The organism is Streptomyces sp. NBC_00210, from assembly GCF_045160975.1.
Classification (GTDB): domain Bacteria; phylum Actinomycetota; class Actinomycetes; order Streptomycetales; family Streptomycetaceae; genus Streptomyces.
Window position 1 is genome coordinate 6,065,883 of sequence record NZ_CP108120.1, and the last position, 17,930, is coordinate 6,083,812.

21 protein-coding genes and 1 pseudogene are annotated in these 17,930 nt (G+C 68.3%); 9 read left to right on the forward strand and 13 right to left on the reverse strand.

Annotated elements, in window-relative coordinates:
• Positions 1 to 121 precede the first annotated feature (121 nt).
• Positions 122 to 1,255: an XRE family transcriptional regulator gene (locus OG729_RS27440; RefSeq protein ID WP_405808486.1), complete on the forward strand. Its 1,134-nt coding sequence runs from the start codon at positions 122 to 124 to the stop codon at positions 1,253 to 1,255.
• Here OG729_RS27440 and OG729_RS27445 read toward each other — a convergent pair.
• A complete protein-coding gene (locus OG729_RS27445) occupies positions 1,239 to 2,030 on the reverse strand; it encodes an NUDIX domain-containing protein (protein ID WP_405808488.1) in 792 nt (263 codons plus the stop codon). The two genes, OG729_RS27440 and OG729_RS27445, sit on opposite strands and share 17 nt — an antisense overlap.
• A gap of 758 nt (positions 2,031 to 2,788) precedes the next feature.
• Between OG729_RS27445 and OG729_RS27450 the strand changes: the two genes are divergently transcribed.
• Positions 2,789 to 3,136, forward strand: coding sequence for a DUF4145 domain-containing protein (locus OG729_RS27450; RefSeq protein ID WP_405808489.1), 348 nt, complete (start codon positions 2,789 to 2,791; stop codon positions 3,134 to 3,136).
• A gap of 112 nt (positions 3,137 to 3,248) precedes the next feature.
• Here the strand turns inward: OG729_RS27450 and OG729_RS27455 are convergent, their stop codons facing one another.
• Complete coding sequence (locus OG729_RS27455) at positions 3,249 to 3,764, reverse strand: hypothetical protein (protein WP_405808490.1); 516 nt, start codon at positions 3,762 to 3,764, stop codon at positions 3,249 to 3,251.
• A gap of 210 nt (positions 3,765 to 3,974) precedes the next feature.
• Here OG729_RS27455 and OG729_RS27460 point away from each other — a divergent pair, with 210 nt between their 5' ends.
• From OG729_RS27460 to OG729_RS27470, 3 genes are all read left to right on the forward strand, one after another.
• Positions 3,975 to 4,199, forward strand: coding sequence for a cold shock domain-containing protein (locus tag OG729_RS27460; protein ID WP_360874624.1), 225 nt, complete (start codon positions 3,975 to 3,977; stop codon positions 4,197 to 4,199).
• Between the two features lie 187 nt (positions 4,200 to 4,386).
• Positions 4,387 to 4,788, forward strand: a complete 402-nt coding sequence (locus OG729_RS27465) for a hypothetical protein (protein ID WP_405808492.1) — start codon at positions 4,387 to 4,389, stop codon at positions 4,786 to 4,788.
• Positions 4,789 to 4,854: 66 nt separating this feature from the next.
• Entirely contained in the window at positions 4,855 to 5,112 is a 258-nt protein-coding gene (locus OG729_RS27470; protein WP_405808493.1) for a hypothetical protein, read from the forward strand.
• A 1-nt stretch (position 5,113) separates the two neighbouring features.
• Here OG729_RS27470 and OG729_RS27475 read toward each other — a convergent pair whose 3' ends face one another.
• Positions 5,114 to 5,971: an endonuclease/exonuclease/phosphatase family protein gene (locus tag OG729_RS27475; RefSeq protein WP_360874631.1), complete on the reverse strand. Its 858-nt coding sequence runs from the start codon at positions 5,969 to 5,971 to the stop codon at positions 5,114 to 5,116.
• A gap of 160 nt (positions 5,972 to 6,131) precedes the next feature.
• On the opposite strand from OG729_RS27475, the gene OG729_RS27480 reads away from it, so the two are divergent.
• On the forward strand, positions 6,132 to 7,499 hold the full coding sequence (locus OG729_RS27480) for a pyridoxal phosphate-dependent decarboxylase family protein (RefSeq protein WP_405808495.1): 1,368 nt from the start codon (positions 6,132 to 6,134) through the stop codon (positions 7,497 to 7,499).
• A gap of 53 nt (positions 7,500 to 7,552) precedes the next feature.
• Here the strand turns inward: OG729_RS27480 and bla are convergent, their stop codons facing one another.
• The 5 genes from bla to OG729_RS27505 all read right to left on the reverse strand — a co-directional run bounded on the left by bla (position 7,553) and on the right by OG729_RS27505 (position 10,785).
• A complete protein-coding gene (gene bla / locus OG729_RS27485; protein ID WP_405808496.1) occupies positions 7,553 to 8,386 on the reverse strand; it encodes a class A beta-lactamase in 834 nt (277 codons plus the stop codon).
• A gap of 147 nt (positions 8,387 to 8,533) precedes the next feature.
• Positions 8,534 to 9,481: a ketopantoate reductase family protein gene (locus OG729_RS27490; protein WP_405808498.1), complete on the reverse strand. Its 948-nt coding sequence runs from the start codon at positions 9,479 to 9,481 to the stop codon at positions 8,534 to 8,536.
• Positions 9,482 to 9,532: 51 nt separating this feature from the next.
• Positions 9,533 to 9,916 carry a winged helix-turn-helix transcriptional regulator gene (locus OG729_RS27495; RefSeq protein WP_405811310.1) on the reverse strand — a complete coding sequence of 128 codons (384 nt, stop codon included), beginning with the start codon at positions 9,914 to 9,916 and terminating at the stop codon, positions 9,533 to 9,535.
• Positions 9,917 to 9,947: 31 nt separating this feature from the next.
• Complete coding sequence (locus OG729_RS27500) at positions 9,948 to 10,451, reverse strand: SRPBCC family protein (RefSeq protein WP_405808499.1); 504 nt, start codon at positions 10,449 to 10,451, stop codon at positions 9,948 to 9,950.
• A complete protein-coding gene (locus OG729_RS27505) occupies positions 10,435 to 10,785 on the reverse strand; it encodes an ArsR/SmtB family transcription factor (protein ID WP_405808501.1) in 351 nt (116 codons plus the stop codon). The genes OG729_RS27500 and OG729_RS27505 overlap by 17 nt, the downstream gene beginning before the upstream one ends.
• Before the next feature lie 172 nt (positions 10,786 to 10,957).
• On the opposite strand from OG729_RS27505, the gene OG729_RS27510 reads away from it, so the two are divergent.
• Positions 10,958 to 11,668, forward strand: coding sequence for a glycoside hydrolase family 75 protein (locus OG729_RS27510; RefSeq protein WP_405808503.1), 711 nt, complete (start codon positions 10,958 to 10,960; stop codon positions 11,666 to 11,668).
• Positions 11,669 to 11,763: 95 nt separating this feature from the next.
• On the opposite strand, the gene OG729_RS27515 is transcribed toward OG729_RS27510, so the two are convergent.
• Positions 11,764 to 12,342 (reverse strand): hypothetical protein, encoded by a 579-nt coding sequence (locus tag OG729_RS27515; RefSeq protein ID WP_360874651.1) that lies wholly within the window; start codon positions 12,340 to 12,342, stop codon positions 11,764 to 11,766.
• A gap of 209 nt (positions 12,343 to 12,551) precedes the next feature.
• Positions 12,552 to 12,644: pseudogene (locus OG729_RS27520) on the reverse strand (LysR family transcriptional regulator); the annotation flags it as partial.
• 78 nt (positions 12,645 to 12,722) lie between these two features.
• On the opposite strand from OG729_RS27520, the gene OG729_RS27525 reads away from it, so the two are divergent.
• Positions 12,723 to 13,877: a serine hydrolase domain-containing protein gene (locus OG729_RS27525; protein WP_405808505.1), complete on the forward strand. Its 1,155-nt coding sequence runs from the start codon at positions 12,723 to 12,725 to the stop codon at positions 13,875 to 13,877.
• Positions 13,878 to 14,076: 199 nt separating this feature from the next.
• Positions 14,077 to 14,343 carry a DUF2277 domain-containing protein gene (locus tag OG729_RS27530; protein ID WP_405808507.1) on the forward strand — a complete coding sequence of 89 codons (267 nt, stop codon included), beginning with the start codon at positions 14,077 to 14,079 and terminating at the stop codon, positions 14,341 to 14,343.
• Here the strand turns inward: OG729_RS27530 and OG729_RS27535 are convergent.
• The 3 genes from OG729_RS27535 to OG729_RS27545 form a co-directional block, all read right to left on the reverse strand.
• The gene (locus OG729_RS27535) at positions 14,297 to 14,956 is read right to left on the reverse strand and encodes a DedA family protein (protein WP_405808509.1); all 660 of its coding nucleotides are present in this window, start codon (positions 14,954 to 14,956) and stop codon (positions 14,297 to 14,299) included. The two genes, OG729_RS27530 and OG729_RS27535, sit on opposite strands and share 47 nt — an antisense overlap.
• A gap of 319 nt (positions 14,957 to 15,275) precedes the next feature.
• The gene (locus OG729_RS27540) at positions 15,276 to 15,737 is read right to left on the reverse strand and encodes a DoxX family protein (RefSeq protein WP_405811312.1); all 462 of its coding nucleotides are present in this window, start codon (positions 15,735 to 15,737) and stop codon (positions 15,276 to 15,278) included.
• 74 nt (positions 15,738 to 15,811) lie between these two features.
• Positions 15,812 to 17,890 carry an FAD/NAD(P)-binding protein gene (locus OG729_RS27545; RefSeq protein WP_405808511.1) on the reverse strand — a complete coding sequence of 693 codons (2,079 nt, stop codon included), beginning with the start codon at positions 17,888 to 17,890 and terminating at the stop codon, positions 15,812 to 15,814.
• Positions 17,891 to 17,930: the final 40 nt, after the last annotated feature.

Below are 17,930 nucleotides of genomic sequence, written 5' to 3' on the forward strand. Positions count from 1 at the left end.
CCCGGTAGCCAACAGAGGTTCACTGCTGCACCGTTAACCCGACCTGTTAACCCCTGCCGACCTGCTGCGATGTGAGGCATGCTTCTTTGAGGAGCTGTCGGAACCAGCGGGGGCGGTACAGGTGCTCAACCGGCTGCGAGAGGTGAGGACCGCGCGCGAGTGGTCGCAAGCGCGCCTTATCCACGAGATCGAGAAGTACGCGAGACGGCATGTGCTTGACGTCGGTTCGACCGCCAGCCTGCGCGTCTACGTCTCGGAGTGGGAGAACGGCAAGCGTTCGATCAGCGAGCGCTACGCCCAGATCCTGCGGCCGGTCTTGGGTGTCACCGACGAGGAGCTATTCGGCCGGCACAGTCCTGCTGCCCCGCCCCCAGCAGTCGGCGGCTACGACGAATTGATCAGCCGCATCGACTCCGCCCGCAGCGTCAGTCTGACGATGGTGAAGACCTTCATGGATCAGACCGAGCTGCTGCGCACGGTCGACCGCCAGATGGGCGCGGCAGCACTCGTCGACCAGATGACGGGACACCTGGCGACACTCGAGGACGCGCTCACCTTCGCCGTACTCCCTGAGACACGCCGTCCTGTTGCTCTTGCTCTCGCCGGAGCCGCCACCCTCGCAGCCTGGCAAGCCCTTGATGCCGGAGGCGTCGAAAGGGCATGGCGGCACTACGAGTTGGGCAAGCGGGCTGCGCAGGAGGCAGGCGAGCCGATGTATCTCGCGCACGCCACGGCCGAGCAGGCGTATGTGCTCAACGATGCCGGGCGACCGGAGATGGCGGTCGATCTCGTACGCGAGGCTCAGCGTTTGGGCGGTAGCCAGATGTCGCCGCGGTTGCAGGCGTGGCTGTACGCGGCCGAGGCGGAGCTCTGCGCCAAGGCCGGGCTTGCGGATGACTGCCGTCGTGCCCTCGACAAGGCTGACGCCGTCCTGCCCGCAGGCATCGAGGCCCGGGACGCGGACATGCTGAGCATCTTCCTCAACGGCGGTCATCTGGCCCGATGGCGTGGGAACGCACTCGCGATGCTCGGCGACGATGATGCACTCGGCAGCCTCTACACCGCGCTCGATGGAGCCGACCCGACGTTCATCCGCGCTACGTCAGGTCTGCGGTGCGACCTTGCCCAAGCCCACCTTGCACGCGAGGAGCACGCCCAGGCGCAAGAGCATCTACAGCAGGCACGCTTGTTGGCCAACCGGACAGGTTCTGTCCGTCATCGGCGACGTATCGAACAGCTCACGCAGAAGCTGTAGGAGCGCCCTCACCGCGCGAGGCCAGCACGTGCAGGAGCGCAACGAGGGTGCCTGAACCCATCAGCTCATCTCTGGTCAGCAGGCCCGGGATGTCCGAGAGCGGCACCCAGGCAACGTGCCCTGCTTCCTCAACGTCCGTGGGGTCGCCGACATGCTGGGCGCCCTTGCCGACGTAGATCTCATGCGGCGAGTCGACCATGCCGACCATGGGTTGATAGGTGACCACGTGATCCAGAGACTTCGGCCGCCATCCGGTCTCTTCCTCAACCTCGCGGAGCGCGGTCGCGTGGGGATCCTCGCCCTCGTCCACGATGCCGCCAGGGAGCTCCCAGCCCCACTTGTCGGGCACGAAGCGATAGCGCCAGAGCATGAGCACGCGGTCTTGGTCATCGAGCACGGCCGCGATCGAGACATGGTGCAGCCGCACCACGTGATGCTCGAAACGCTCAACGCCCGGTGGCTCAACGTCGACAAGGGCCAGCTTCACCCAAGGGTTGTCGTAGACCGTGCGCTCACCGTGGATCTGCCACGACTCCAGATCGTCCGGCCGCTCGACACTCACGGCACGGGACGGCACCCGGTAGGAACTGCGGGCGTACGACTCGATCACCTTCTCGGCAACGAGCTTCGCCAGTACAGTGCGCAGCTGGGTACGGCCGATCTCTAGCTCTTTCTCCAAGGTGCGCTCAGAGGGCAGCTTCTCTCCGGGCTTCAACTTCCCCGACGCAACCCACTCGCGAATCGTGCGGTAGACCCGCGCCGACTTCGGTCCCATCCCTTGAGCCCACTCCCTGAGTCATCAGCTGGCCCGCACCAGCGTAGCCGTCAGGACTGACCCCCAACAGGTGACGATCACGGCCCGACGGCCGACGCAGGGCTGGTGAGTAGAAATCTTCTCTACGGGTTCAAGGCGGCTCGCTCCGCTCGCCGCGCGCTCCCCGGCTCAACCGCCGGGGACCGACGCTCCTGTCTCCGCCCCGCTCCGTCCCCGGCTCCGCCGGTCGCGCGGCTAGAGCGAGACGACTTGGCCGAGGCGAAAACGGCCGGCACGGGGCTGGGGCGGTCGACTCCACGGCTTTACGCAGCCACCATGGGGCGAGCCTCGAAGATCGGGGCCCACATCGGGCTTTAGCGGGCAGGTCAGGAGACTGCCCGAGTCGCGGAAAGCTTACGGGCCCCGATCTCTCGCCCCATGGCAGCTCCCGCCCAAAGCCGCTCCACCGACCTCGTGCACGCTAGGCTCGGCGGTCGGCCACACCGAATCCGGGGGTACGCATGAGCGAAGAAATGCGGTTACTTGAGTGTCCACAATGCGAGGAAAAGTCCCTCTTTGACGAATGGGTCATACGCCGCGACTGGACACCCGAGATAGCTGGCCGCCCAGCTGACTTCAAGCTCTGGCGTTGCCTGGCGTGCGGACAACCCCAGCTCTGGCACGAGCCCGTAGATTCTGACGACTCGAACGGGCCTCAACGATTGTGGCCCCAGGTCACCGCACTTGCTCCGGGCATCCCAGCATCGATAGCGCGCGAGATGGTGGAAGCGCGTGCATGCTTCGATGCCAACCTGTACACGGCAGCTGCCGTCATGGTCCGCCGTACGCTGGAAGGCATGTGCATCGAGCAGGGCACGCAGAAGAAAGCCCTCTTCCAGGCACTCCAGGCCCTCCGCGATAACGGGAAGATCGAGGGCCGCCTCTTCGACTGGGCACAGGCGTTGCGAGTGCTAGGCAACCAAGGCGCGCACTTCAGCGAGGAATCGGTGAGCCGGGAAGACGCAGCGGATGCGTTGTCTCTTGCCGAGGCTCTACTGAACTACATCTACGTCTTCACAGCCAAGTACGAGGAATTTCAGAAACGCAGACAGACGTCAGGAAACTGAGGTCTGACATCCACAGCTGACATCAACGACGCCAGACAGAGGCGTACGTCAGCGTCTCTGTCCGGCCGCCGCACCAGTCGACGGCCGCAGCCGGAGCGAGCTCAGATCGAACTTACAAGGCAGGTGTCGCCCGCCTCCGTCCGGTGGCGCGCCTTGGGTCCCCCATCGCGAGGTCCGAGCGAGCTGCCCGGTGGAGGGTGTTCAGGGCTTCAATGACCAGAATGCTCAACTCGCTCCGCCGGGCGGAAGCCTCGGCGCCCGGGTCAAGCGTCCACTCCAAGAGATCCCAGGTTCGCTGATTGACCGATCTGGCAGCATCAGCGGCCGCCTCGTTACTCAACAGAACGAGGCCTTCAAAGAGGACAGAGCGCCTGGCTTCCGCAGCCGCCATCTCTGAGAGAGCCTGAGAGTTGTCTTCTCCCCGCTCGCCGGCTTCGATGGCCTGCCGGGAGGCCCGAACCTCCTCCTTCACGCAAGATATGTACTCAATGTATGCATCGAGCTTGCGCTCATCCCATCGCGTAGCCAGTGTCCGATGGAACCTGGCCCGCTCCGCCATGCTCGTGGCGAAGAAGGACGTGAGTGCACCCACGAGTACGCCGACTAGGGTGATGATCTGACTCGTCATGCTGATCAAGTTACTGACCCGCAGAGGCACTTGGCCTCCGTGCCAGGTCCGTGTCAGATTGCCGGGTCAACCTCGGCCAACTGGGCGTGCAGACCCGCGGCCGCCGGCCTGCTGCCGCTCCACACCTACTGACCAGCGGAGGCGAAGCAGAGGTCACTGCTCAGCTCCTCAGCGTCCCGTCGGAGCCTCCAGGCCCCATAAGGTTCCACCATGGTGACTGCGACCGTCCGCGAGTGGCGCGAGGAGGAAGGGTGGGGCGTGCTCGACTCTCCCGAGACTCCCGGCGGGTGCTGGGGCCACTATTCCCACATCCAAATGGCTGGTTTCCGCGCGCTGTCGCCCGGGCAGCAGGTAGACCTCAAGTGGGATGCCCCCGGCTTCAAACAGGACGGGTACGACTACCGCGCCGTGAGCATCGTGCCTCGGCCTGCCTGACAATCACGCCTGTCGAATGCGTGTCGAAGAAGCCTCAAAGCCCAAGGCGCAGGAGCCAGGACAACCAGGTCAGGTGCCGCGGACTGTATCAACAGCCAGGCGCCTTCTAAGCGCCTGTCCCAGCATGACGGGAAGCTCTCTGCCCTCACGGGAGAAGTTGTCGGTGTCCGTCTGTACCGTCCGGCTCATGACTGAGAGACCCTCGAAGCACTGGCGCGACGGAGTGGCTGATGAGGCCGGCAAGGTGGCCGCCGGCACGTTGAACGCTGAGGACGCGTTCATGGCAGACCTCTACCCTGTGCCGCTCCTCGACGCGACCGACGCAGCCCTGGGCGCGTTCGAGAGCCAACTGCGGACGCTCCGCAGCCCCTCCGACGATGAGGTCTTCGAAGCAGTTGAACGGGTGGTGCTCGCCCTGAACGTCATCAATGATCAGCACGACGGGGCCGCCTACGAGACCGGCGAACGCGAAGAACTCGGCGACTACATCGACCAGGCGCTCACAGAGTGCGGCGTGGACGTTTCTGCGCTCACCGCGCGCCATGGGCTGGGCCGGTACGAGATCACCGACAAGTGGCGCGACTGGTAGGCACCCGCGGCGTGCCATGCCGTGCCGGAACGGCCGGGCAGTAGCGGTCAGTCGGGGGTAGCGGCGGTGTCAGCCTGCACGGCATACAGCAGCGACCCCGACCTCGACGTCAGCGATGTGAGCGGCAACGGCGTCGAGATCGACGTCGCACGGAATCTGCTGGACGGCACGATCAGGCTGTCGGTGCTCTGGACGGATGAGATCCACCTGTCCCCAGAGGGCGCCAAGCAGGTGGCGTACGCCCTGCTGCGGGCGGCGGGGGACTCCCGAATTCTCTACAGGGATGTCGTGGTCGGCGGGGAAAGGCGCGAGGACCCAGCCTGAGTCATTGAGAGTGGCGGGGTTCTGCCCAGTGGTTTCCAGGATCGGCATCCGCCAAGTCCACGATCACCGCCGCATGATCGGACGGCCATATGCCGTCGACCGGGCCGTCGCCCGCGCGGTGGATGGAGCGGACGCGGCCGAGGCCGCCGGGGCCGGGTGGGCCGACGTGGATGTAGTCGATGCGGACGCTCAGGGCACCGGCCGCCGCTACGTAGGGGTTTGCCGCGTCCCATGTGGCCGACGGTGCCGACGGGGCGGCGTACTCCCAAGCGTCGACGAGGACTTGGCCGGGGACCGCGGGGGCCGTCTTGTAGCCACCGAGCAGGCGGATCTCGTCTGAATCGGGCCAGGCGTTGAAATCGCCGGTGACCACCGGCGGAAAGAGAGTGCCGCCGCGGTGAGCCGCTATGAATTCGCCGAGCGCCGCGACCTGTTCGCAGCGCACGGCCGAAGCGTGGATCTCCGAAGTCAAATGGGTGGTGAAGAAGGGCACCTCGTGTGTGGGCGCGGCCAGTCGCGCATGCAGAGCCAGACGGCCGTCGTCATTTCCCTCGGCGGCGGGCAGCCGCGTCACGGCGCGGTCCACGATGGGCCAGCGGCTCAGCACGGCGTTGCCGAAATCGACCGTCGAGTCCCCGAGTCGTCTCTGCCAGCGCTCGGGGGCGTGCGAGGCGGCCCAGGTCCACTGCATGCCGAGCTCTTCCGCGAGCCACTGCGCGAAGTTCTCCCCGCCGCGGGCCCACACCTCCTGCAACCCGATGACATCGGGTTGCAGGTCGCGCAGCACGGTCAGGATCGCTTTCTGCCGCTGCTCCCACGGGCCGAACCGCCACCACACATTCCACGTCAGGACGCGCATCTGCCGCCTCACCCTTCCCTGAGTCCGTAGGTGCATCCTGCTGGCTCCGGGGCCCGCCCGGGGGTGATTCATTCTTTCCGCTGCACGGTGATCAAGGCGTGGGCGTGACCGTGCCGGTCGTGGCTTGCGTGGCGGCGGCGACTGTCTCATAGTCCGAGGTATGGACGCGCGCGAGGCGGCGCTCCGACAGGCATACGGCCATGCTGTCCGCTGGCTGGCGAGCCTGTCCGATCGCAAGGTTCCCGCCCGCGCTTCGGTCGACGAGATCGTGCGCGCGCTCGGTGTCGAACTGCCCGACGGCCCGAGCACCCCCGCCGATGTCGTCGACCTGATGGCCACGGCCTGTGAGCCGGGGCTCACCGCGTTTCCCAGCGGCCGCTTCTACGGGTTCGTGGTCGGTGGCACCGAACCGGCCGCGCTGGCCGCAGACTGGCTGGTCAGTGCCTGGGACCAGAACTGCGTGATGCGCGCCGTCTCGCCCGCGTACACGGCGGCGGAAGACATCGCCGGCGCGTGGCTGCTCGATCTGCTCGGGCTGCCGAGCGACAGCGCCGTCGGCTTCACCACAGGTGCCACGATGGCGAACTTCACCTGCCTCGCCGCCGGGCGCGACGCGGTGCTGCGGCGCGCCGGCTGGAACGTCGCCCACGACGGACTCGCAGGTGCGCCGGCCGTACGCGTCATCGTCGGCGAGGACCGCCACATGGCCATTGACCTGGCGCTGCGCTACCTGGGGCTCGGCAAACCCCAACTCGTGAAGGCGGACGATCAGGGACGCATCGAGCCCGAAGCCGTGCGGCACAGCCTGGCGGCCGGCGGGCAGAGCCCCACGATCGTGATCCTTCAGGCCGGAGACATCCACTCCGGCGCCTTCGATCCCTTCGTCGAAACGATTCGTGCCGCCCGCGAGGCCGACGCATGGGTGCACATCGACGGCGCCTTCGGACTGTGGGCGGCCGCCTCCCCGGTGTACGCACACCTGACGGAGGGCTGCGCATTCGCCGACTCCTGGGCGACGGATGCGCACAAGACGCTGAACGTCCCCTACGACTGCGGCCTCGCCATCGTGCGCGACCCGTTCGCGGTCCGGGCCGCGATGGGCCTGCAGGGCGACTACCTCATCCAGGACGAACACGGTGACCCCATCGACAAGGTCCCGGAGCTCTCCCGGCGCGGCAGAGCCTTCACCGTGTGGGCGGCGCTCAGGACCCTCGGCCGGTCAGGTGTGGCCGACCTCGTCGAGCGGCTGTGCCGACACGCCTCCGCGTTCGCCACCGGCATCGCCGGGATCGACGGCGCGACAGTCCTCAACGAGGTGGTATTCACTCAGGTCTGCGCCGAGTTCGGCAACGACGAACGCACGGAACGGGTACTGACCCGGCTGCTCGACGACGGCACGGCGTGGTTCAGCGGCTCCACCTGGCACGGCCGTCGCGTCATGCGGATCTCGGTGAGCAACTGGTCGACGACCGAGGATGACGTGACGCGCGCGCTCGACGCGATCCGGCGCGCATCCATGAATGCCTGATACGGAAGCCGCCATTCCGAGTCGGCAGCCTGAGTCCCGTGTTTTCCCAGGCTCTACGTCACCGCTTGTGCCAAAAGTGCGGCTGTTCGCTCAATGAGCCGGTTGTCCGGAGCCGCGTCCGCCTCGTGCTTGGTCGTCAGCACCGCCAGCACGATCGGTGTCCCGTCCGGTGTCCGGGCGATGCCCACGTCGTTGCAGGTGCCGTACGACCCGCCGCCGGTCTTGTCCGCGACGGTCCAGTCCTTGGGCAGCCCCGCACGGAATCGGTCCCCGCTGGTCGTGTTGTTCAGCAGCCATCCGGTCAGCCGTCTGCGGTCCCGGGGATCCAGCGAGTCTCCGAGAGTGAGTCGCGCATAGCTGCGTGCGATGGCCCTCGGGCTTGTCGTGTCCTCGACGCGCCATGGCTCGGCGGTGTTGAGCTTCGGCTCCCAGCGGTCGAGCCGTGTCGTCGTGTCCTGGATGGACCGGCAGAAGCGGGTGATCGCGGTGGGTCCGCCGAGTTCGCGGAGCAGCAGATTGCCTGCGGTGTTGTCGCTGTAGCAGATGGCGGCCCCGCACAGTTCGGCGATGGTCATGCCATGGGCGAGGTGGTCGGCCGTGCCCGTGATCGGTGAGTTTTCGACCAGGTCCGCCTTGGTGTAGCGGATGCGTTTGGCAAGCGTCTCACCATGGCGGTCGAGGTCTCTCAGTACGGCTGCCGCGGCGAGCGGCTTGAAGACGGAGCAGATGGGGAAGCGCTCTTGCGCCCGATGGAGCACCGTCGTCTTTGTCGCCAGGTTGCGTGCGAACACTCCGACGCGAGCCGCGTGCTGTCGTTCGAGTTCACGCAGTCGTGCGGTGGTGTCCCGGTGACGGGTGGCCGCGTGGGCAGGCCCGGTGGCGAGCATGAGCGCCGCGGCCGAACCGGCTGCGGCACCGGCCGTGAGAAGTGCGCGACGTGTCGGGTTGGACTCCGAGGAACCTAAGATCTTGTTCTCCTCCGCTCGGCGGCGCCCTTGTTCCCATTCATTGACGGCGCCGCATGACCGTTCGTTTCAACGAACCTGCAGCTCCTCAAGTGCCCGCTTCGCGGTGCGGTGTTGGTGGACCCGCAAGTGGAGCGTCGTCAGGTCGAGCAGCGGCGTATCGACAGAGAGCGCGCGAGCCCGCGTCACCAGGTCGCCGAAGACGTGCTCGACCTCCGTCGGCCGGCCGGCCACCACGTCGCGGTACAGGGAGGCAGTCAGTGGGGAGCCCGCCTGGGTCACCAATGCGCTCGTGGCCGTGAGTTGGGCGTCGGGGACGGGGAACCCGGCGGCAGCGGAGACCGTGGCGGCCTCCGCCAGGACGGCGGGGCCGAGGGAGGAGCCGCCGGCGGTGGCGTTGATGTCGCCGATGGTGCCGCGCATCAGGCAGGTCACCGCGGCGATCGTCGTGATGAAGACCCACTTGTGCCACATCGCCGCGATGATGTCCGTCGAGGCGTTCGCGTCGATGCCCGCGTCGTCCAGCAGGGTGTGGATGGCCTCCACGCGTGGTGAAGGGCCGCCGTCCTGTTCGCCGATGGTGAGGTTGGCGAGTGGGGCCAGGCGGACGATGTCGCCCTCGTCGTTCAGGGTGGTGATGATTTTGGCTACGCCGCCCAGGACCGGTTGGGTGCCGAAGCGCGTGTTGAGTTCCGCGAGATGGGCCAGGCCGTTGAGGAGGGGCACGATCGCGGTCTGCGGGCCGATCGCCGGGGCGACGTCGTCGATGGCCTGCTTGAGGGCGGTGGCCTTCACCGACAGCAGGACCAGGTCGTACGGGGCCGAGAGCTCGGGGGCCGTGACCAGCTGGGGTGCTATCACCTCCTCCTCGCCCAGGCCGGTGATGCGGAGCCCCCGCTCACGCAGCGTCGCGGCCCGGCGAGGACGGACCAGGAAGGTGACGTCCCGGCCCGCCTGGGCGAGGCGGGCGCCGAAGTAGCCTCCCGTGGCTCCGGCGCCGACGACCAGAATCCTCATGAGCGTGCACCTTTCGTAGTGGGGCTCGTAGTGGGGCCGGCGGGCGATATGTCAGTCGCGCAGCGGCTGCAGCAGACGGTGCGGGCGGGTCAGGGCGGCGGTCACCAGGTCATCGTCATCGGTGGGCGCGGTGAGTCCAGGGCCCGGAGTGACGAGGGTGTCCTCGGCGCCGACGGTGGCAGCGCAGTTGGTGCAGCGGCCGTCGGATGAGACCGGCGCGTTGTCCGCGGCGTGGCGGAAGATCCGGCGCGGGCCGCCCGGCGCGTAGTGCTCGTCGCCCCACGCGGTGATCGCGCCCACAACCGGCCACAGCGAGACGCCCTTTGAGGTCAGCTCGTAGACCTCCCGCCGCCCGCCGCCCGATACGCGCCGAAGCACCCCTGCCTCGGTCAGTGTGGTGAGCCGGTCGGTGAGTACGGCGCGGGGGATGCGCAGATGGGCCGCGAAGTCCCCAGTTCCCCTCGCCTCAGCCCTTCGTTCCCAACAGCTCGTCGAGCAGCTCGTCGAGCCGCGCGTACGTCTCGATCACGCCCCACTCCATGCCGGAAGCCATCGCCATGTCACGGACCTCCATCGACGGCCAGACCGAGGTGCTGGTCAGGGTCGTCCGGCCGTCCTTCTCCTCGAAGGTCAGTGTCACTACGGTCTCGCCGGAGCCCGGCATCTGCTCGAAGCCCTCGGTGTAGACAAGCCGCTGGGGCGGCACGATCTCCTTGTAGACACCGGAGAACACCACTTCCTGCCCGTTGGGCTCGGCCTGTCCCCAGCGCCAGGCGCCGCCCGGGCGGAGGTCGATCTCGATGACGGTCGTGGTCATCGAGCGCAGGCCGTACCACCTGCGGACGTGTTCGGGCTTGGTCCAGGCCTCCCACACGAGGCTGCGCGGTGCGTCGAAGTCGCGGGTGATGACGATCTCGAGGTCCGACGGAGTGGTCAGCGTCGTCGGGTGCTCGCTAGCTTTCGAGGTCATTGTTCCGCTGCCTTTCCTGAAGTTCGATCAGATAGTCGTCGAGCCGGCCGAAGCTCTCCTCCCAGAACCGGCGGTAGCCCTCCAGCCACTCGGTGGCCTGCTTGAGCGGGTCGGCATGCAGTTGGCAGGGGCGGTACTGGGCGTCGCGCCCTCTGGTGATCAGGCCGGCGCGTTCGAGCACCTTCAGGTGCTTGGAGATGGCCTGAAGGCTGATGGAGAACGGCTCTGCCAGCTCGTTGACCGTTGCCGCCCCGTCGGCGAGCCGCGCCAGGATGGCCCGGCGGGTCGGGTCGGCGAGAGCGCTGAAGGTGTTGCTGAGCGGATCGTCTGCCATCTCGTAATCAACCACCCAGTTGTTTAACCGATAGGTTGAGCATGCGCCCGGAGTGGGTGTATGTCAAGCGCTGGAATCCGGCGGCGGGAAGGGGTTGACGCGGTCATGTAAAGGGATCACATTTGTCGGCGGACAAGTAAGGAAACTTTCCTAACAGAGAGGCCGCCCCCACATGCGTACTCGTACTCTCGCGCTCGCCGCCGCCTCGGGCGCCGCCCTGCTCGCCGTCGCCGCACTGCCCGCCACCGCCAACACCGCACATCGTGCGGCCGGTTCGGGCGCGCGCGGGACGCAGGAAGGGTCGGTCAGTGCGGCCGATCTGCTGGCCAAGGTCAAGAGCTGTTCGCAGATATCCAACGGCAAGTACAGGACGGACAGCGAGACTTCGGCGACCGTCCCGGTCTGCGGAAAGAACGGCGCGGTGTTCTGGAAGGCCGACATGGACGTCGACTGCGACGGCCAGGTCACCAGCAAGTGCAACGCCAACACCGACCCCTGGTTCCAGGACGACACCGCGTTCCACCAGTCCAACGGCAAGCCGCTGAACGCCGAGAAGCTGCCGTACGTCGTCGTACCGAGCACCAGCAGCATCTGGAACTACTCGAGCGCCGGGATCAAGGGTGGCGGCGTCGTCGCCGTCATCTACAACAACAAGGTCGAGTACGCCGTCGTCGGGGACACCGGGCCCAACAAGATCATCGGCGAGGCGTCGTACGCCACCGCCCAGGCGCTGGGTATCGACCCGGACCCGGAGACCGGCGGTGCCGAGTCCGGTGTCACGTACATCCTGTTCAAGAACTCCAAGGTCTCGCCGATCGAGAGCCACAGTGCCGCGGTGAGCCTCGGCGACTCCCTCGCGAAGAAGTTCCTGCAGGACAACTGAGGCGGGGCAAGCGTGAGGGCCCGGGCCCGGCGACTCTGGGTCGCCGGGGCCGGGCCCCGTCCCGTTTTCCCAGGGACACGTAGGCCCCAAGGTTCTCAGCAGGGGACTACGTGCCAGACCGGAGTCCAGTCGTAGTACGCACTGTTCGCATACGCGCCGGGCGTCGTGTAGATCGTGTTGTAGCCGCGGTCCAGGAACCTCGCCCTGGTGCCCGGGGTCTGGTTGTTGCTCCAGGAGCCGGGACCGTTCCAGTTCGAAAGGTCGTACGTCCCGCACTTCCACAGGTTGAACTGCGTGCCGGTGAAGCCGGTGCCGGTCCACATGCAGAAGTTCTCGTACGGACACGCCGCCCTGGTGCCCGCCGGGCTCGAGAGGGCGCGGGCGTAGCGCTCGCCGGGCATGGCGACCACGATCTCGCCCTGGCCCGCCAGTTCGATCCTGTTGGGTGCGACCTGCTTGCCGCCCACCGTGGTGAGGTAGCCGTCGACCGTCTGCTGGAGCTGCCGCGCCTCGGCGGTGGTCAGTCCGGCCTGCTTCGCCTGGGCCGTGAAGCCCTGGCCGGTGCCGCTGCCGGTGCCGGACGCGGCGGTGGCCGGGCCGGTGAGTCCGATGACCGCCGCGGCGACGAGCGCCAGGGCCGTGAGTAACGAAGCGATCAGCTTGCGTAGTGCCATTCGGGTTTCCCCCTGCTGAATTCTGCGCTGATACCCGGCCGCCTCTTGCGGCGGGCATGTCACCGAGTCTCCAAGCGGGCCGGAGGGCCGGACAGCGCTTCCTCCATAGATGTCCAGAAGTCGCCAAGCTGCCGGACAGATGTCAACTGACCGGAATGTGCCTGGTGTTGTGTCCGTCAGCGGCCGCGCCCGCGTCGTCACCAGACCCACCAGGTGCCCACGCTCCCCACCACCCGCCGCGTCAGACCCAGTTCGGCGAGCGCGGTGTCGATCGGGCCCTGCATACGGCCCCGCCGGGAGACGATGCGTCCCGGGGAATTATCTGCGCCCTTTTGCTGGTTGGCGTCCGGTGACCGCTTGATGATCGTTGGGGAGGACGCATGGCAGCCGAAGTCGGTGTGCAGGGCACTGTCGCAGAGGGCTTCGAGAGCGTACGGGAGGAGTTCGCCGCACTGCTCGACGAAGGGGTCACCGAGTCAGGTGCACAGCTTGCGGCGTACGTGAACGGGCGGCAGGTCGTCGACCTGTGGGCCGGGGACGGCATGGCGGGCGACTCGCTGACCGGTGTCTACTCCGTCACCAAGGGCGCGGCGCACCTTGTTGTCGCCCTGCTCGTGCAGGACGGTGTGCTCGATCTGAACGGCGAAGTCACCCATTACTGGCCGGAGTTCGCCGCCGAGGGGAAGGGCGCGCTCACGCTGCGGGAGTTGCTCGGCCACCGCGCCGGAGTGATCGGGGTCGACGGCGGGTTCAGCATGGAGGAGATGGCCGACGACCGCCTGCTCGCCGGACGGCTGGCGGGACAGCGGCCGTTCTGGGAGCCGGGCACGGCGTACGGCTACCACGCCTTTGTGATCGGCGCCCTCACCGGCGAGGTGGTGCGCCGGGCCACCGGGCGTTCCATACAGGAGCTGTTCGAGGAGCGGATCAGGGCTCCGTACGGTCTTGACTTCCATCTCGGGCTGCCCGAAGCACTCGAGGCGCGCTACCTCGACGTACTGCCGATGCGGCCCACGCCGGATCAGCTCGCGGAGCTGCAGGCCAATCCGATCGACCCGAAGAGTCTGATGGGGATCGCTTTCAACGCGAACGCCGAGCCGCCCATGGACCTGGTGGACTTCGCCAACACGCGTGCCGTTCGGGCGCAGGGCCAGGCCTCGGCGGGCGGCGTCGCAAACGCGCGCGGGGTGGCGGGGATGTACGCGGCGGCGATCGGTGAGGTCGACGGCAGGGCCCCGCTGCTCAAGCCGGAGACGATCGCCGAGTTCGCCCCGCTCTACACCGTGGGCACGGACGTGGTCACCGGGGACGTGGACAACTTCGGCCTCGGCTTCCAGGCAAAGGGTGTGGGGTACCCGTTCCTGGGTGCGGACGCGTTCGGCCACAGCGGTGCTGCGGGCGCGGACAGCTTTGCCGATCCGCGCAGCGGTGTTGCGTACGGCTATGTGCGCCGCCGGTTCGCGTTCCCCGGCGGCGCCGCGCCGGAGAACGACCGGCTGGCGGCGTCAGTGGTGAGGGCGGCGACTGCGGCCTGATCGAGCCTCGGGGCTTGATCGAGCCTCGGGCCTGATCGAGCCCTCATCGAGGGGCCTCATCGTGCCTTGACCGGGTCCTCATCCGGCCTTGATGGGGGCTGGTGACGAGAGCCGCACCCGCGGTGACGGCTGCGGCCCCTGCCCGTAAGGCCGCCCGCTCCGGCGGACGTTTGTCAGACCTGCGAGGCACACTGAAGACATGTGCCGCAGTATCAAGACTCTCCGCCCGCCCGCCCTCCCCGAAGAGGCCACCGAGGACGACATCCGTGCCGCCGCCCTGCAGTACGTGCGCAAGGTGTCCGGCTTCCGTGCCCCCGCCGCGCACAATCGCGAGGTCTTCGAGCAGGCCGTCGACGAGATTGCCGAGGCGACCCGCAAGCTGCTCGAAGGGCTTGAGGTGCGCGGGTCCGGTGGGGGCGCTAAGCAGCCGGTTCGGGAGCCGGTGACTGTGTCGGGCGCCGCATGACGTATGCCGCCAGCGCGCCCGCCGCGAACAGCGCAAGCACCGAGACCGCCGCGCCGATCCAGGTCGCGCCCAGCCACTGGCCGCCGAAGTAGCCGAGGCCCACGCTGTAGCCGGCCCAGGCCACGCCCGCCAGGGCGGACCAGGGCAGGAAATCCCTCACCTTGTGGTGGGCCGCGCCCGCGCCCAGGGAGACGACCGAGCGGCCGGCCGGGGCGAAGCGTGCGATCACGACAAGTGCGCCGCCGCCCCGGCTTAGGGCCGTGCCGAGACGTTCCTGCGCGCGGGTCAGTCTGCGCGAGCGGGCGATCGCCCGGTCCAGGCGGTCGCCGCCGCGCCAGGCCAGCCGGTACGCGACGAGGTCGCCGAGTACGGAGGCGGTGGCCGCGCACAGCACCAGGACGAGCAGCGAGGGCACTTGGTGCGGGACGCCACCGGCCGCGGTCTCGACGGGCGCGGCGGTGGCAGTGGTCGAGCCGGCCGCGGCCGCGGTCGCCGCCGTGATCACCAGCACGCCGCTCGGCAGTACGGGCAGAAATACATCGAGAAGTACGGAAAGCGCCACGACGGCGTAAATCCATGGGCTGCCGGTCAGCGACCCCACACTCTCTAGCACCCTTAACTCCCCGGTTTCGTGAATAACGCCGCGACGTCGCAGGGGAGCGGCAGGGGCGGCACTACAGCTGTACAGCGTACGCCTGGCGTATACCTCGAGATCGCCAGGGGGCGTTGATGTAGTAAGCCTCACGTCTGGCGGGATTTGGGAATACGGGCGGGAATAGGGACGGGATTTGGGAGTGGGCGAAGTGAAAAACGGAGTGGGGGGCGGCGAAGTGGGTGGCAGGCGAAAAAGCGGAGCGCCCAGGTCCTCTTTTGTGAACGAGGGCCCGGGCGCTCCGAAAGCTCCGGCGGCAGCTGAATGAACCAGGACAGGGCTAGGCGGTTACCGCCGCGGTCTGCTCCTTGCGCTCGTCCTGCGCGGTCCAGTTCTCACTACGAGGGCCGAACACCCGGTCCAGCGCCAGTGCGCCCGGGCCGGTGAAGACCAGCAGCAGGAAGGCCCAGCAGTACAGCGCGGATCCCTCGCCGCTGTTCTGCAGGGGGAAGAGGCCCTCCGGCTGGTGAACGGTGAAGTATGCGTACGCCATCGAGCCCGAGGCGATGAAGGCTGCACTGCGCGTGCCGAGGCCGACCAGTACGAGTGCGCCGGCGACCAGCTCGATCACCGCCGCGTACCAGCCGGGCCAGGCGCCGGCCGGGATGGTGCCGCCGCTGCCTCCCGTGCCGCCGAGTACGCCGAAGAGCGAGGCGGCGCCGTGGCAGGTGAAGAGCAGGCCGACGACGATGCGGAACAGGCCGAGCGCATAGGGCTGGGCCTTGTTCAGACGGGTGGACAGCGAGGGATTGGCCATGGGGGACTCCTTCGGTCTGGGGACGTGAACCGACGAGGGGGGCCCTAGGTTAGGCAGACCTAATCGATGCTTGCAAGTTCAACATTTGACCAACGGTCGGCCTTTGCCCCGGTATTCGCCGTGGATTCCGGTCCGAGCGTGCCCACCGTGCGCAGCGCGGCGCGCGCCACCGCGTCCGCGTCTGCGAGCGTCACCGAGTCGACACCGGGCCTGGCCCCGGCCGCGGTCACCCAGTGGACGCCTTCGGTGGGCACGCCGATCGCGAAGCGCCGTGGGTGTGGGCGCCCTTGACGGTTGATCAGACGGTAAGGGCGCTGCGTTACGTCCAGTCCTCCGGTTTCGTAACCGTCGATCGTGTGCGGTCGGCACTGGCCCGTCTTCAGCAGCCGACCGAGCAGTTCGTCACAGGTCCGCCTGAGGTCCGGCTCCGGCAGCCGCGCCTCGATCAGCGTCGTCGCCGTGACGAAGGAGCCGGGCACGTCGGGCGACTCGGCGGTGAACACCCCGTCCGCCATCCCGACGCTCGTGCGCGGGCCGACCACCTCCAGGACGCCCGCCTCGATCAGCGCCGTCATCTCCTCTATCCGGCGGCGCGGCGGGCCGATGGAGAGGAAGGCGTTCAGCGGGGTGTACCAGCGGTCCAGATGGTCGCGCCGGGAGGTGCCGGAGAGCCCGGCATGGTCCACGATCAGACGCAGTTCGTTGCGGAGATCGCGCAGCACGTCGAGCGCGGCCTTCAGGGGACCCGCGACATTGCCGAGCGCGGCCTGCGCGGCGTCCTGGCGCAGATGGGCGAGAAGCCAGGCGCGGTGCTCGGCGGGCGAGCCGAAGCTCTCGCCGCCGTACGGGCGCGAAATCCGGTCCCAGGACCAGCGATCCGCCTGCGCGACGCCGAACTCGTCCAGTACGGCGGCCTCTTGGGGGCTGCCGTGGGGCGCCGCGAGATAGCGGTCTTGGAAGCCGGCCGGATGTGACAGCAGTGCCTTGTAGTGGACCGTCTCCACTTCCTTGGCCACCAGGGGCCAGATCTCCGTGAGGAAGTCCGGCGGATCGCCGTCGTCCGCGCGTTTGCGGAAGACGGCGATCGCGTCCGGGGTGAGTACGAGGGGCTCGTGCCGGCCCGAGGCGCCCTTCGCGTTGTCGCCGCGCGCCTGGTACGGGATGCCGCGCCGCGAGCCCGCGTGGAGCCGCGGTTCGCGGCCGGAGGGGCGGTAGACGAGGGCGCCGTTGCCGTCGGGTACGAACGTTCCGCCGCGGCCGGTCGTCAACAGCGCCATATGGTCGAAGAAGTTGAGGCCGAGGCCGCGGAGCAGGACCGATTCGCCGGGGGCTACGGCCGAGAGGTCGAGGTCGGCCGGGTTCGCGGGCCGGAAGAAACGCAGCGGGGGGTGGCGGGCCGCGTACTCGGCGAGATGCGCCTGCGTCTGGCGCGAGACCGCGGGCAGATGGCCCTGCGCGAGGATCACCGCGCAGAGTCCGGCGATCGTGGTGCCGTCGTCGAGGGTGAGGCTCTGCGTCGGGGAGACGGGCGCCCTGCCGAGGGAGTCGTCGAGCGCCACGCGGGCCCGCGGCACCGAGCCGGTCAGGGCCCCGGTCCGTGCCGCGGTGGACCTGAGGGCGCCGGTGAGTGCCGCCGCGCCGCTGAGGGGGCCGGCCACCGGTCCGGCCTGCGGGGGCGTGTCCAGTTCGTCCTCCAGCCGTATCGCCCGCGCCTGGTGGACCCGCACCGTCACCGTGTCCGGCGCGGCGTCCACCGTCTGCCGGAAAACCCACTCCAGATAGCGCCCGTAGCAGGCCCGCGTCGGATAGTCGTCGGGGCCGAGCCGCTCGTCGGTGTGCGCTGCCGCCCACTCGTACAGGCTCGGCCCCGGACGTATCGGACCTTCGCAGACAACGCTGCCGTCCGTGAACAAAGTGACCTGTGAGGCCACCGTGTTCATCAGCAGCTCGGCCGGCTGGTCGGTCCGCCAGACCCGGCCCGGGCCCGGCGGCGCCGGGTCGACGAGGTGGACCGTCAGCGACGTGCCGGGGATCAGCTCAGGGACCGAGGCGCAGAGTCTTTCGAGGACAGAGGTGCCGCGGGGGCCTGCCCCGACGACTGCGACGGCGTGGGAGTGGGGGGCTACTGCTGATCGCACATCGCCTACGTCGGACAAAACGGGAACTCCCGGGGCATGT

Coding starts and splice junctions, on each gene's coding strand:
- OG729_RS27445 (WP_405808488.1), bottom strand. CDS start 2,030: ATGGGACCGAAGTCGGCGCGGGTCTACCGCACGATTCGCGAGTGGGTT.
- OG729_RS27450 (WP_405808489.1), top strand. CDS start 2,789: ATGGTGGAAGCGCGTGCATGCTTCGATGCCAACCTGTACACGGCAGCT.
- OG729_RS27455 (WP_405808490.1), bottom strand. CDS start 3,764: ATGACGAGTCAGATCATCACCCTAGTCGGCGTACTCGTGGGTGCACTC.
- OG729_RS27460 (WP_360874624.1), top strand. CDS start 3,975: ATGGTGACTGCGACCGTCCGCGAGTGGCGCGAGGAGGAAGGGTGGGGC.
- OG729_RS27465 (WP_405808492.1), top strand. CDS start 4,387: ATGACTGAGAGACCCTCGAAGCACTGGCGCGACGGAGTGGCTGATGAG.
- OG729_RS27475 (WP_360874631.1), bottom strand. CDS start 5,971: ATGCGCGTCCTGACGTGGAATGTGTGGTGGCGGTTCGGCCCGTGGGAG.
- OG729_RS27480 (WP_405808495.1), top strand. CDS start 6,132: ATGGACGCGCGCGAGGCGGCGCTCCGACAGGCATACGGCCATGCTGTC.
- bla (WP_405808496.1), bottom strand. CDS start 8,386: ATGCTCGCCACCGGGCCTGCCCACGCGGCCACCCGTCACCGGGACACC.
- OG729_RS27490 (WP_405808498.1), bottom strand. CDS start 9,481: ATGAGGATTCTGGTCGTCGGCGCCGGAGCCACGGGAGGCTACTTCGGC.
- OG729_RS27500 (WP_405808499.1), bottom strand. CDS start 10,451: ATGACCTCGAAAGCTAGCGAGCACCCGACGACGCTGACCACTCCGTCG.
- OG729_RS27505 (WP_405808501.1), bottom strand. CDS start 10,785: ATGGCAGACGATCCGCTCAGCAACACCTTCAGCGCTCTCGCCGACCCG.
- OG729_RS27510 (WP_405808503.1), top strand. CDS start 10,958: ATGCGTACTCGTACTCTCGCGCTCGCCGCCGCCTCGGGCGCCGCCCTG.
- OG729_RS27515 (WP_360874651.1), bottom strand. CDS start 12,342: ATGGCACTACGCAAGCTGATCGCTTCGTTACTCACGGCCCTGGCGCTC.
- OG729_RS27525 (WP_405808505.1), top strand. CDS start 12,723: ATGGCAGCCGAAGTCGGTGTGCAGGGCACTGTCGCAGAGGGCTTCGAG.
- OG729_RS27530 (WP_405808507.1), top strand. CDS start 14,077: ATGTGCCGCAGTATCAAGACTCTCCGCCCGCCCGCCCTCCCCGAAGAG.